Origin of the sequence: Clostridium sp. C2-6-12 (assembly GCF_009928485.1) — a bacterium.
GTDB lineage: Bacteria > Bacillota > Clostridia > Clostridiales > Clostridiaceae > Clostridium.
In genome coordinates this window covers 35,908-50,331 of the sequence record NZ_JAABNP010000001.1, presented here as the reverse complement: position 1 = coordinate 50,331, position 14,424 = coordinate 35,908, and the positions used below count along the sequence as shown (strand labels likewise).

At 29.8% G+C, this 14,424-nt stretch carries 14 protein-coding genes; 2 read left to right on the top strand and 12 right to left on the bottom strand.

Annotated elements, in window-relative coordinates; all coding sequences use genetic code 11:
• Positions 1-107: 107 nt before the first annotated feature.
• The 12 genes from GXK56_RS00320 to cdaA all read right to left on the bottom strand — a co-directional run bounded on the left by GXK56_RS00320 (position 108) and on the right by cdaA (position 12,439).
• A complete protein-coding gene (locus tag GXK56_RS00320) occupies positions 108-794 on the bottom strand; it encodes a DUF624 domain-containing protein (protein WP_160683320.1) in 687 nt (228 codons plus the stop codon).
• 144 nt (positions 795-938) lie between these two features.
• Positions 939-2,285 (bottom strand): phosphoglucosamine mutase, encoded by a 1,347-nt coding sequence (gene glmM / locus GXK56_RS00315; protein ID WP_160683317.1) that lies wholly within the window; start codon positions 2,283-2,285, stop codon positions 939-941.
• A 157-nt stretch (positions 2,286-2,442) separates the two neighbouring features.
• On the bottom strand, positions 2,443-2,745 hold the full coding sequence (locus tag GXK56_RS00310; protein ID WP_160683314.1) for a YerC/YecD family TrpR-related protein: 303 nt from the start codon (positions 2,743-2,745) through the stop codon (positions 2,443-2,445).
• A gap of 98 nt (positions 2,746-2,843) precedes the next feature.
• Positions 2,844-3,677 carry an AIM24 family protein gene (locus GXK56_RS00305; protein WP_160683311.1) on the bottom strand — a complete coding sequence of 278 codons (834 nt, stop codon included), beginning with the start codon at positions 3,675-3,677 and terminating at the stop codon, positions 2,844-2,846.
• Positions 3,678-3,720: 43 nt separating this feature from the next.
• The gene (folK, locus tag GXK56_RS00300; RefSeq protein ID WP_160683308.1) at positions 3,721-4,533 is read right to left on the bottom strand and encodes a 2-amino-4-hydroxy-6-hydroxymethyldihydropteridine diphosphokinase; all 813 of its coding nucleotides are present in this window, start codon (positions 4,531-4,533) and stop codon (positions 3,721-3,723) included.
• A gap of 12 nt (positions 4,534-4,545) precedes the next feature.
• Entirely contained in the window at positions 4,546-5,355 is an 810-nt protein-coding gene (folP, locus tag GXK56_RS00295; RefSeq protein ID WP_160683305.1) for a dihydropteroate synthase, read from the bottom strand.
• Between the two features lie 15 nt (positions 5,356-5,370).
• Entirely contained in the window at positions 5,371-5,844 is a 474-nt protein-coding gene (locus GXK56_RS00290; RefSeq protein WP_160683302.1) for an HD domain-containing protein, read from the bottom strand.
• 246 nt (positions 5,845-6,090) lie between these two features.
• Entirely contained in the window at positions 6,091-7,158 is a 1,068-nt protein-coding gene (gene buk / locus GXK56_RS00285) for a butyrate kinase (RefSeq protein WP_160683299.1), read from the bottom strand.
• Positions 7,159-7,261: 103 nt separating this feature from the next.
• On the bottom strand, positions 7,262-8,170 hold the full coding sequence (ptb, locus tag GXK56_RS00280; RefSeq protein ID WP_160683296.1) for a phosphate butyryltransferase: 909 nt from the start codon (positions 8,168-8,170) through the stop codon (positions 7,262-7,264).
• 335 nt (positions 8,171-8,505) lie between these two features.
• Positions 8,506-10,107: an FAD-dependent protein gene (locus tag GXK56_RS00275; protein ID WP_160683961.1), complete on the bottom strand. Its 1,602-nt coding sequence runs from the start codon at positions 10,105-10,107 to the stop codon at positions 8,506-8,508.
• Between the two features lie 287 nt (positions 10,108-10,394).
• Positions 10,395-11,615, bottom strand: coding sequence for a CdaR family protein (locus GXK56_RS00270; protein WP_160683293.1), 1,221 nt, complete (start codon positions 11,613-11,615; stop codon positions 10,395-10,397).
• Entirely contained in the window at positions 11,588-12,439 is an 852-nt protein-coding gene (cdaA, locus tag GXK56_RS00265; RefSeq protein WP_160683290.1) for a diadenylate cyclase CdaA, read from the bottom strand. Before cdaA ends, GXK56_RS00270 begins: the two co-directional genes overlap by 28 nt.
• 336 nt (positions 12,440-12,775) lie before the next feature.
• Here cdaA and GXK56_RS27645 point away from each other — a divergent pair, with 336 nt between their 5' ends.
• On the top strand, positions 12,776-13,510 hold the full coding sequence (locus GXK56_RS27645; protein WP_202127797.1) for a hypothetical protein: 735 nt from the start codon (positions 12,776-12,778) through the stop codon (positions 13,508-13,510).
• Positions 13,511-13,692: 182 nt separating this feature from the next.
• Entirely contained in the window at positions 13,693-14,304 is a 612-nt protein-coding gene (locus tag GXK56_RS00255) for a cell wall hydrolase (RefSeq protein WP_160683287.1), read from the top strand.
• The last annotated feature ends 120 nt before the right edge of the window (positions 14,305-14,424 follow it).

The following is a 14,424-nucleotide window of genomic DNA, read 5'->3' as shown; positions in this document are numbered from 1 at the left end:
ACTCTTTCAATAACAGTAATATATAAATAAGCTTAAAAAGCAGCTTTAATATTGATTAATATTAAGGCTGCTTTTCATTAATGATCATTTATTTTTTCAAACTTTCTTTAAACATTATATTTTTCTTTTATTTCATCTTCCAATTCATCAATCATTTTTCTTTGAATTTTCATTATCAGATAACATATTATACTTGACCCAAATAATAATGCTATTAAAGATAACCTAGTAATTCTGAGAATTCCAAATACTATAATAATTATAGATATACAACTTATGCTTATATATATCTTTTTTATTAATAAAGTTATTGAAAGCTTAAATAAATATCCAATTCTTATATTGTATCTAGATATAATAGGATAAATGTACATGGCTAAAAGTATCACTAAAGTCAACAATATCATGAAAAATAATGAAAAAATCTGATTTCCAGAATATCCAAAGTACTCCATGTCAAAATAAGCTACACTAATCCCTATATTTAATATTATTCCAACTAATAAACTCTGTAGAAAATTTATTTTGTATAAACGAAAAAAATCTTTGGTTGGTGCTACTTCACCTTCTCTTAAAAGTTTACCCATTATGGAAAAAAGTGTGGTAACTGCTGGTCCCATTAAAATTGAAAGTAATAGAATTATAGGCATAGAAAGATTACCTTCGAATTTATAAATATATAAAATTAAAGGTGATATCATTACTAAAAACCAAAAATTTGTAACAAAAAAATTTGTTATGTATGTTGAACCTATATATATTTTATTATTATGTATATCGTTTTTGTTCTTCATATAAAGCTATCTCCTGCCTTTTTATGTATAATTTAGAGGAACCCTATTTTAATAGAATTCCTCTGTAATATTCAATATATTTAATGTTTTTATTTTCTTATGCTAATTAATGTCCAATTTGTGATACTAATATAATATTTAATCTTAGTTGCACTTCTTCTCAATTAATTCTGCTAAACCGTGAGCCATCTTGTCTATTTCGTCTTGATCTTCACCTTCAAGCATAACTCTAACTAATGGTTCTGTTCCAGAAGGTCTTATAAGAACTCTTCCAACACCATTTAAAGCATCTTCTATTTTCTTTATTTCACCTTGAATTTCTTCATCAGTTAAATATAAATCCTTTTTATCATTTGGAATTGTAGCATTTGCTAATACTTGTGGAAGCTCCTTCATTATTGAACATAATTCTGATAATGGAGTTTCTTTCTTCTTAACTATACCTGCAATTTGAAGCGCTGTAACTAATCCATCTCCAGTTGAATTATAGTTTAAGAAGATAACATGTCCTGATTGTTCTCCACCTAAAACATATTTTTCTTTAACCATTTCTTCTAGAACGTATCTATCTCCAACACTAGTTTTTACTAGATTGATTCCTTCTCTCTTACATGCAATATCTAACCCTAAATTACTCATTACAGTTACAACTAATGTATTGTCCTTTAATTTTCCAAGTTCCTTTAAATATTTTGCACATAACATTAAGATAAAGTCACCATTAATTAGGTTACCTTTTTCATCTACTGCTAAACATCTATCTGCATCTCCATCAAAGGCAAATCCCATGTCACATTTTTTCTTTACTACATATTCCATTAATTCTTCTGGATGTGTTGATCCACAATTTTCATTTATATTTGTTCCATCTGGATTATCATTTATTACAAATACATCAGCACCCAATTCTCTAAATGCTTTTACTGAAGCCTTATAAGAAGCACCATTTGCACAGTCTAATGCTATCTTTAACCCTTTAAGACTATATGGTATAGTTTCTTCGGCAAATTCTATATAATCATCTAAAGCTGATACTTCAATTGTTTCTCTTCCCAAATCTGTACCTGTTGGATTTGGAACTCCTTCAAAATCACTTTCAATGACTCTTTGAATTTCATCTTCTAATTCATCTGAAAGCTTGTATCCTTGATCATTAAAAAATTTGATACCATTATATTCTACTGGATTATGTGATGCCGAAATCATAACTCCTGCATCAGCTCCATATTTTCTTGTTAAATATGCAACAGCTGGCGTTGGTACTACTCCAAGTACTACCGCTTCAGCTCCAACTGATAATATACCTGCTATTAATGCTGATTCTAACATATCTCCTGATATTCTTGTATCCTTAGCAACTAATATCTTAGGCTTATGAGCTCCTTCTGTTAATACATATGCACCTGCTCTTCCAAGATCATATGCTATCCTTGCTGTTAATTCTGTATTTGCAATTCCTCTAACTCCATCGGTCCCAAACATTCTACCCATAATTTTACCTCACTTTTTATTGTTATTATAGTTTCTTACTTACTATAATATTTTTAACTTTTATATGTGTTTCGCTTTAAATAGTATAATATTTTTCCTACGTATTTACAATCCACTATTTTAAGTAAAAAATTACTATTTTCTTAATATATTATATTTATTTTTTATTGTTTAATCTTTCTAATACTAAATTGTAGCCATCACTTCCATAATTTAAGCATCTGTTAACTCTACTTATAGTTGCTGTGCTTGCACCAGTTATTTCTGCTATTTCAGAATAAGTCTTTTTATCTTTAAGCAAAGTTGCTACATGTAACCTTTGAGCTAAAGACTTCACTTCATTTATTGTAGCTACATCCTCAAAAAATTTATAACATTCTTCTATATCTTTAAGTTCCAAAATTGCTTTAAAAAATAAATCTAATTCCTTACTTTTAATTTTTGATTCGAAAGAACTCACTTTATCACCTCATTGTATAATCATTCAAATTTAATTATACCCATGTATAACTTTCTTTACAACTTTAATATAAGAAAGTGTAACTTATATATATTTAATTATTCCTCTTCACCCTCATCAAATTGTGAATTTCTCATTTGAATTGAATTTCCCATTTTTAGGTCTTTATATACATTTTTAGTTGGTGTTAACCAAACTTCTCCTGTCCCTCTATATACATTTACTAAACCTTCTCCACTAACCATAGTTCCTACAATTGATTTTGAAGATTTCTCTACTGAAAATTCAATATTCCCAGTTCTTAAAATTGCAAAATTTCCATCCACTTTTAAAGTATCATTAATTAATACACATTTAAAGATTTCACTTTCAGGCACAGGAACCTTAAGCGCAACAATACCATTACCATCTAGTTTGGTTTGATATAAACCTTCATTCCCTAAAAATGACGATGAAATATTTTTCTGCATTGCTGCATTAACTTCTACTCCTTCTTCACAGGCATAAAACATATTGTCACTTACTATTATTTCATCATCTTCCAGCTCTAATAAAGCAAAATGGCCAAATGAAGGTTCTAAAAATATTTCACCAGTTCCACTATACGTGGGCTTAAATGCTGTTTCACCAGTAAGCTTACTAGTTATAATTTTTTTCCCAAAACCAATCAATCCACCAGACTTACTCCTTACATCTATATCTCCCTTCATATAGCTTAAGGAATTAGGTTCAAGTTTTACAACACTATCTTCTAGTATTATTCTTACCTGCTTTAGTTTTATTCCACTTTGTCTGATTATGTTTAGTCCAAAAGCAGTTTCTGCATCACTGGCACCATCTAAATTTTCATACTCTAATATTTGAAATGTAGATTCTCCTGTCATTTCAGACAACATATTTAATTTATTTGTAAATTTTAATGAACTTCTCATAAAATACTCCTACCTCATGAATAAATATAATATTTAATTTTTATTACTTAAGTTCCTCTAATAAAGTGAATACCCTTTTATTTAGTACTGGATGCATAAGATAAGGTGCTATTTCATTTAGTGATTTTAATACAAATTCTCTCTCATGCATTCTTGGATGCGGAAGAATTACTTTTTCATCTGATGAAATCAAATCATCATACATTATTATGTCCAAGTCAATTGTTCTAGGACCCCATTTTATTGTTCTTTCCCTATCTAATTCTGCTTCTATTTTAAGCAATAAATCCATTAGTTCTTCTGGCTCTAATGTAGTATTTATTTCTATTACTGCATTTAAAAAATCTTCTTGTTCTACATAACCCCATGGCTTTGTTGTAATAAATGAAGATTCCTTTGCTATCTCAATATTTCTTTCTGCTGATATTTTGTTTATTGCTTCTTTTAAGTATCTTTCCTTATCTCCAATATTAGAACCTAATCCTATGTACGCTATATGTCTTTTTCTTTCAATCATTATTTCCACAGTATCTAAATGCTTTTTCACTGGTGCCCAAGGCTTTTTTAGAAACACTTTAACACCATTTATAATCTTGTATTCATCAAGAATAAAATCTGCTAATCTTAGAGTTGCTGTTTCTATAAGATCATAGCCTTCTCTTACAAATTCCTGTTCAACCTTCTCACATAATTCACCATAATGAACAGACTTAGTTAAATCGCCAGTTCTTCCTGCTGTTTTTAAATCTAAATCTAACTCCAAGGATATCACAAACTTTTGCCCTAATCTCTTTTCTTCTTCAAAAACTCCATGAAAACCAAATAACTCAAGTTCTCTTATAAACATTTTATCCAAACTTCATCCACCCTATCTTCTTACAATTGCATCAGCCATCTTTGCTGCTCTTGCATTTTCTAAAACATCATGAACTCTTACAATATCGCAGGCATCCTTCATTATGCCAATAACAGTTGTAGCAACAGTTCCTTCAACTCTCTCTTCTACTGGTAAATCTAGTGTAAAGCCTATCATACGCTTTCTTGATGTACCTAACAACACTGGATATCCAAGCTCTTTAAGTCTTTCTAAATTATTCATAGTCTCCAAGTTTTGTTCATGGCTTTTAGCAAAACCTATACCTGGATCTAATATTATATTTTCATCTTTGACACCAGCATCTTTTGCAATTTTGATGCTTTCTCTTAAATCTTCTAAAATATCTTCCATTAAATTTTCATAGTCTTCATTTTCTCTGTTATGCATTAAACAGCAAGGTACATTATACTTTGCAGCTATTCTTGCCATATCCTTATCCTTCTTAAAGCCCCATACATCATTAATAAGGTCTGCTCCAGCTTCTATTGCCTTTTCAGCCACCTTAGCTTTATATGTATCTATAGATATAGGAATATCAAATTTTTCTCTTACTGCCTTTATTATTGGAATAACTCTCTTTATTTCCTCATCTTCCCCTACTGGCGTATGATTAGGTCTTGTAGATTCTCCCCCTATATCTATTATATCTGCTCCAGCTTCTATCATTTCCTTTACATGTGCTAAGGCAGCATCTATATCATCAAATTTTCCTCCATCAGAAAAAGAATCTGGAGTAAAATTCAATATTCCCATAATATAAGTTCTTTCTCCTATGTTAAAATTTTTATTTCCTATTTTCATTTTAGCCAAAACCTCCTAATAATATATCCTTAAATTTTTCTTTTCTTCGCTCCAATTGCATTCATCTTTAACTTTACAGGTTAAACATAATCTTGATAGCTTGTCAGCTTTATATATTAGCCCAGCAAAGCCTTCGCTGTTCTTATCTCTATGACCTAATATTCCTTGTCTTATTAGCTCAATCTCTTCTTCTTTAAATTCATATTTTTCTAAGAATTCTATTGAGATTTCATAGGATGCAACTTCATGAGGAGTTCTATTTTCATATTGAAAGGACTTACCTATATCATGCAAAATTGCTGTTACATATATGATTTCTTTTTGAAATCCAAGATCTTCTTCTAGGTTTATTACTTGAGCAATCCTCGCTACATCTAAAAAATGCTTTAAATTATGTTTGCAGAACTTTCTGCCCTTTTCAAAAGTTTTATTTCTATTTAAATAGTATAAATATTTTTCATCATTTAAAATATAATTTAATCTTTCCATTTCTTACCCCAATTTCATCTAATATCATAAGATCGATTATAATGCCATCATTTAAAACTTAGTTTTTCTAATTATAGCAGTTTATTTATACTTATTATATCCCATAAACCATTTACTTAAAACATAAGCCTATAAAAAAGTGGCTGCGCCACATTTAATTAATCATACACCATTCATTATTCATTTTTAATCAAAAAAACATCTTGGAACGACATAAAATCATTCCAAGATGTTATTTAATTAATCTTAATATACCTTAGCTTGTTCTTCTCCATCAAGTACTCTTATAGCACCTTGAGCTAATGCTAATAATTCATCTTCTCCTGGGTAAACTGTAACTGGAGCTATCCATTCAACTTTTGCTTTTAAGTCTGGAACAAGAGTTGGTGAATATGCAATTCCTCCAGTAAAGATAATTTGATCTATCTTACCTTCTAATACTACTGACATTTCTCCAATTGCCTTTGCTATTTGATAAACGAATGCTTTATATACTGCTTCACATTCTTTATCTCCAGCTTCCATCTTGTCTATAACACCTTTTACGTCATTTGTATCTAGATATCCAACAAAACCACCTTTTCCTACTGTCATACCATAAACTTCTGCTTCACTATATTTTCCGCTGAAGCACATTTTTATTAAATCTCCAATTGGAACTGATCCAGCTCTTTCTGGTGAAAATGGACCGTCTCCATCTAAAGCGTTATTTACATCAACAACTTTTCCATGGTTATGAGCACCTACTGAAACTCCTCCACCCATATGTACAACAACAAGGTTTAAATTTTCATATCCTTTTCCGCTTTCTTTTCCATATCTCTTAGCTACTGCTTTTTGATTTAATGCATGGAACTTACTCTTTCTAGGAAGTTCTGGTACTCCTGATAATCTAGCTACATCTGCTAATTCATCTGTAACAACTGGATCTACTATAAATGAAGGAACATTTAATTCATCCCCAATTGATTTAGCAATTATTCCACCAAGATTTGAAGCATGTGGTCCTTGAACTCCAACTTTTAAATCTTCAACCATTGCATCGTTAACTGCGTATGTTCCACCTTCTACTGGTTTAAGCATTCCACCTCTACCAACTACTGCACTTAAAGTCTTTATATCAAAATTCTTTTCTTTAAGAACATTTAATATAACATCTTTTCTAAATTCAAATTGATCATATATTGTATCATATCTCTTGATTTCTTCATTTGTGTGTCTTAATGTTTCCTCAAATAATTCCTTTTCATCTTCATAAACACCAATCTTCGTTGATGTTGAACCTGGATTAATAATTAATAACTTGTATGACATTTTGAATCCCCCTTAATTTATATACACAATTAACAATGCAAAATTATACAAATACCTTAACTAAATAAAATATTCGCATACTATGCATTGTTTATAGTTATCTCTATTTATTTTTTGCTGCAACTAATGCTGCTAATGCAATTGAGTTAACCTTTGTTTCAAAAGAATCTGCTCTTGAAGTTAAGATTACTGGTGCTGATGTACCAACTAAAAGTCCACCATTTTTTGATTTTGAGAAATATGTTAATGTTTTATACATAACATTTGCAGTTTCTATATCAGGTAATAATAATATATCTGCCTTTCCTGCTACTGGTCCTTTAACACCTTTATGATGAGCTGCTTCTTCTGATATTGCATTGTCTAAAGCAAAAGGTCCATCAACTATACAGCCTTTAAATTGTCCTCTATCACTCATTTTAGCTAATAAAGCTGCATCAACTGTTGATTGCATACTTGTATTTACAACTTCAACTGGGCATATAGGTGCTACCTTAGGCATTTCTATTCCACATGCATGTGCAACTACAACTGCATTGTTTATCATTCCAGCTTTATCTTTAAGTTCTGGATATGTATTAAATGCTGCATCTGTTAAAAATAATAGTCTATCCCATCCTTCAACTTCAAAAACAGCAACATGTGACATTAATTTTCCTGTTCTTAAGCCTACTTCTTTATTCAATACACTTCTTAAGAAAGTAGCAGTATCTACTAACCCTTTCATAAGCATATCTGCATGACCACTTGAAACTAATTTTACAGCTTCTAGTGTAGCTTTCTTTGGATCTTTGATATCCATGATTTCATAACCAGATAAATCTAAATCGATTTTCTTTGCTATTTCTTGTATTTGTTGCTTATCTCCAACTAGTATAGCTTCAGCTATACCCTTTTCTGTAGCTTCTTTTATTGCTTCTAATACTGGTTCATCTTGTGCTACTGCTACTGCTACTTTTTTTGTTTCAACACCTTTTAATATTGATAATAAGTCATCGAAGTTTTTACTCATTTTTTACACCTCTTACATTAATAATAATTTATTTTATTTATAATTAATTTGTTAAATTTATATCAATCAAAGACAAAAAAATTATCTCCTTCCTATTGTAACAAAAAAAAACTAGAAATGCTTAATTTTCAGAAAACTTTTTTCATATTTTTCTTATTTTAACTAATTCTTAATCTTTTGTTAACTAGAGAACATATCATGAAACTATTGATATAACTAAGTTTATTTAAATTTTCTCAATATAAAAATTTAAAAACATAGATTCATGACTTGCTCTCTAATTTCAAGACTAATTATATAAAAAAGCTTGTAAAATTAACATTTTATGATTGTATTTATTTTGGCAAACTATATTTACCAATTATCTGCTCAGCGACTCTTATTCCATCAACTGCTGCTGAAATTATTCCACCAGCAAAACCTGCTCCCTCACCAGCTGGATAAAGTCCCCCTACATTTATGCTTTGAAGATCATTGTCTCTATGAATTCTAACCGGAGCTGAAGTTCTAGTTTCTATACCTGTTAAAACAGCGTCTTCACGTCCATATCCTTTTATTTTATTATCAAAGTTTTGTATTCCTTCCTTAAGTGCCTCAATTACATAATCAGGAAGACAATTTTTTAATTCTTTAAATTCATAGCCTCTTGTATAGCTTGGAATTACTTCTCCTAATTTTGTTGAAGGTCTATCCTTCATAAAATCTCCAACCAATTGTATTGGAGCCTTATAATTTCCTCCACCTAATTTAAAAGCTAAATTTTCATAATGCCTTTGAAATTCCATTCCTCTAAGTGGTGAATCACCATCAAAATCTTCGGGAGAAACTGTAACCACTAATGCAGAATTAGCATTTGCCAAATCCCTAGCATGATAACTCATACCATTAGATACTAATCTTCCTTCTTCAGAAGCTGCTGCTACAACTACACCTCCAGGGCACATACAAAAAGAATATACGCCTCTTTTTAACCTCTCGCTTTGATAAGTTAATCTATAATCTGCCGCACCTAACTTTGGATGTTCATGGCTTTCACCATACTGGCTCACATTAATCAACTCCTGCGGATGCTCAATCCTCACTCCTATGGCAAAAGCTTTAGCCTCCATAGATACTTTTTCATTATAAAGCATCTCATAGGTATCTCTAGAACTATGACCAATTGCAAGCACTAACGCTTCACAAGGAAGTTCTTTTCCATTAACAATTATACTTTTTAACTGTCCATCTTCATACACTATTTTTTCCAATCTAGAATTAAAGTTAACTTCTCCACCAAGACTTTTTATTTCTTCTCTTATATTTTTCACTACACCCTTTAAAAGGTCTGTTCCAACATGGGCCTTACTTTCATATTTAATTTCTGCCGGTGCTCCACCCTTTATTAATTCATCTAATACAAAAGTACATCTATGGTCTTTTATTCTTGTAGTAAGCTTTCCATCTGAGAAAGTTCCAGCTCCCCCTTCTCCAAATTGAACATTTGATTCTAAGTTTAACTCTCCAGTATTCCAAAACCTTTCAACAGTTTTAGTCCTAGTATCAACATCCTCTCCACGCTCAAATACTATTGGCTTATAACCTTGTTTTGCTAAGGTTAATGCCGCAAATATTCCTGCTGGTCCAAAACCAATTACTACAGGTCTTGCTTTTAATTCTTCAACACCATATTTCAGCGGTTCAGTTTCTTTAATTTCTTCAAATTTAACATCTTTGTCATGTATCTTCGAAAGTATCTTCTTTTCCTTATCACAAAATACATCTACACAATAATTAAATTTTATGTTATTTTTTTTCCTTGCATCTGTGCTTTTTTTTACTATATTTATTTTGTTGATATTCTCTTTAGATATATTTAATTTCTTGCAAACTTTTTTCTCCAAAACATTAAAATCTTCGTCTATATCTAAATTTATATTATTTATTCTTATGGCCATACTACTTACCATGCCTTTCCAAATCATAATCAATTTTTAATTAAAATTTCATTCTTCTATTCAAATCTCCCATTATCAAAGTTATAAGAATCATTTGAACTGATTTATTAATTGATTATAAATATATTGTAATACTATCCTTAAACTAAGTTTTCCCCTTAATCTATTATAACTTGATTTCAGATAATTATTATTCTTATTAAAATCACATAAATCTAAAAAAATTATACCATAAAAAACAGCCACAGTATTCTCTTATACTGTGACTATTTATTGATATATTATCTCTATGCCTTCTTCTTTATAACTACACTAACTGCTTCGACACTAGATATAGATACATTGTCTCCATTTACCAAAGTTGCTTGCGGCGTATATTCAAAGGTTCCTTCCTCTTTTACATTAGATAAATCTAATATGACTTTTATATTTCCACTGGTAATCTTATCCAGATCTGATTGTATTCCACTTACCACCACATTTACAGTTGATTTTGAAGAATTAACTAAAAAGCCTTCATTCAAATTAGTATACTGTACATTACAACTTAGGTTTTTAGTTACATTTTCTTCTTTAGATACCTTTGTTTTAACCTTGATTGTGTTTTCTCCGTTTTGAATTGAAATACCTTCCGGTATATTAAGCTTAACATCAAATTCATGATCTTGTTTCAAAGACGACATGTCCACAACCTCAGTATCTATTGCTTTTATTTTATCTATAGTTTGACTATCACCTAATATATTTATATTATTTTTACTTAGTTCATATCCATCTAATTTAAATCCAGCAGACACCTGCCCAGTAGTTTTTAAATTTATAGGTACCAGCTTACCATTGGTTACTGATACTGATAACTCAGCTGTTTTTTGCTGAGATTCCACGTCACTAACTTCATTACCAAGTGAATCTAGAAATTTTATACTATATTCCTTTTTGGAATTTTTATCGACATCCTTTTCTTCACCTATTAAAACAGCTTCGCTAATCTTATCAACAGAACTTTTGCCACCTTTAACACTTATCTTACTTGGAGATATTGACTGTTCTTTTTCATAGATATTTTCTTTAAAAGTAACCTTTACTTTTGATTTTATTGTAAATTCCTTTTGAATAAGCTCTTCTAAGTTAACCTTTATACCTAAAAATCCATTATTCTTAATATTAATATTTTCAGGATAACTTATTATTTGAACTGGTATTGTATTTTCACCATTTTTTAATGCGTAAGCTGACATATCAGCAACAATTTTAAAATCTTCCTTTTTAACATTTGCAACTTCATTTGATGGGCCTTCTAATTTTAAATCCACTGTAAATTGCTGCTTATTAACAATTGTAAACTTTGAATTAGTTACAGCATCTTCATTAATCAGTTCTACTGGAATATTCTTTAACTCATAAGTTCTTAACGGGTTTTCTACAATTGAGATATACAGCCATAAACCAAGGGATAAAAGCACACAAATAAGTTTTATAATTAACGTTCTGCCTTCAACTTTATCCATGACTTCACCTTCTCTCCAGCTGTTTTTACCCTTTTTTCATTTCTATTTTCTATTATCTTTATTAAAATATTCCTTAATTTTTCTCTATCATATCCTCTTGTTATTCTTCCATTAATAGCTAAAGATATTACTCCTGTCTCTTCGGATACAATTATAATAAGCGCATCTGATACTTCAGACAGACCTATTGCAGCTCTATGTCTAGTACCTAATTTCTTATTTATTTTATTATTATCAGTCAATGGCAATACGCATCCTGATGCTAAAATTCTATTATTTCTTATTATTGTTGCTCCATCATGAAGTGGAGTGTTTACAACAAATATATTTTCTAAAAGATTTGCTGTAACATTAGCGTCTATGAATGTACCTGCACCCATAAGCTCATTCAATCCAGTACTTTGTTCTATTACAATCAAAGCGCCTGTTTTGCTTTCCGCTAAATTTTCAGCGGCAATTGCTATTTCATTAATAGTAGTATATATATCCTGTTTATTATTAGGATAGTGTTTATCATCAAACGCACTTCTGCCTAAATGCTCTAAAGCTCTTCTAATTTCAGGCTGAAATATTATTATTACAGTTAATACTCCGATTGTTAACGTCTTATTTAATATGAAATACAACATATCCAGCTTTAAAACATAACTGATTGGGATTAGAGTTATAATTAATATAATTCCTTTTAATAATTGCTCTGCTCTAGTTTCTTTTATTAACATATAACCTTTATAAAAAATGTATGATACCACTAAAATATCCAATATAGACCATAATGACATATTTGATAAACTCTTCCCAACCAAACTTAAAAATTCATTCAAAATCCTCACCTCTTTTCTCCCTTACTTAAAATTATACAACAAATCTTATGTACTTAGATATATAAGACAATTATTATTTTCTTACTTTTTAATTATTTTTATTATAATTTTTTCTTAACATTTATTTTTTTATAAATGATAGCTATAATGCTTTCAAAAATAAATATTAACATAAGATCTTAACTAATGAAAATAATACAAAAGTCGATTTGCATATAAAAATAAAATTTGTATGCATAAAGAAAATATTTATGATGATTCTTTCTTTGATTACATTCCATGAATATGGAAAATGATGTATAATAATATGTAATTACCAACTAGGAGGAAAATATAATGAAAAGATTAAAATTGACAAAAGTAATGGCTATTTTATTAGTGGCTATTTCATTAATGGCATTAAATCCAATAGGCGCAAGTGCAGAATGGATGAGAGATAGTACAGGCTGGTGGTATACAGAAGGAAGTTCTTATGCCAGAGGTTGGAGATTAATAGATGGAAAGTATTATTACTTTAATAATAATGGTTATATGATGCGCGATACCTATGTTGGCGAATATGAACTAGGTTCTGATGGCGCATGGGTAGTGACTACTCCAACAATATCAGCAACAGATAATACTAACTTGGATATTTTTCATTTGCAAATAATTAGTGGATTAGATACTGATAAGTGCTTTTTAAGTTGTAAGAGTGATGGAACCGCAGCTGATTTATGGAATACAGATGATAAAAGCGGACGTCAAAGGTGGCAGCTTATGCCTGTTAATGGTTTAAAAGATGTTTATAATATCAGAGTTTTAAATGGTGTTGATTCTAATCGTACTTATCTAAGCAGTAATTATGATGGAAGCAAAGTTGACTTATGGTATGGAGATGATGGAAGTGGACGTCAAAGGTGGACGATTAAAAACATTCCTCATACTACAACAAATTTAATTCAAGTTTACGGTGGTGTTTCATCAAATAAGAAATACCTAAGTTGCAGTAGTGACGGAAGTCAAGTTGATTTATGGTATGAAGATGATGGAAGTGGACGCCAAAGATGGGTAAGGAGATGTGATTTTTAACTGATAATACAATGAGTAAATCACAAATTATAATTAAGAAAAAATATTATTATAAAATAATTACTAATCAAATAAAAGATTATATAAAACATCTATAAATATAGGTGTTTTATTTTAGGTGTATATAATTTCTTTCTTTGGTAATAATATTACTTGTTGCACTATACCAAAGGAGGTTTTTTATGAAAAAATCATGTAGTATTTTTGTGATCACTTTAATACTATATCTTGACCTTATTAATATTAATTCGGTCTTTGCCTCAGATGTAGTAGTAAAGACTTGTAGTGAAACTAATAAAATTCCTGTAACTCACGAATCAAATGAAAGTAATTTAAATAGTAATATAAAAACAGATTCCCACTTGAACGGAAATAATACTGAAGTCTTAGAAGTTTTTGATCACGCTTCTCAAAAATTGTATATTACAGGTGAAGATATAGACCTAATGGCAAACCTAGTTTATGCTGAAAGCATTGGTGAACCATATGCAGGAAAGGTGGCAGTAGCTTCTGTAGTATTAAATCGTACAATGGATCCACATTTTCCAAATACTATAAGAGAAGTTATACTTCAAAAAAATGCCTTTTCTTGCGTTAAAAACGGTAAAATAAATGCTAATCCAAATCAAGATTGCTATAATGCCGTATATGATGCAATTAAAGGTGCTGATCCAACTAATGATGCCTTATTCTTCTATAATCCAAGCATAGCAACGTGTAATTGGATGAGAGATACAGAAAAAATCAATCAAACCACTATAGGACATCATACTTTTTTCAAAATCAAAGCATAATATATTATTAGCGCAGATTTAAAATAACAATTATTTAAAAAGTAACAATCAAAATTTCAATGTATATTTTTGATTGTTACTTTTTATATTCTTCTATTTAATTATATTGTCCAAATTAAT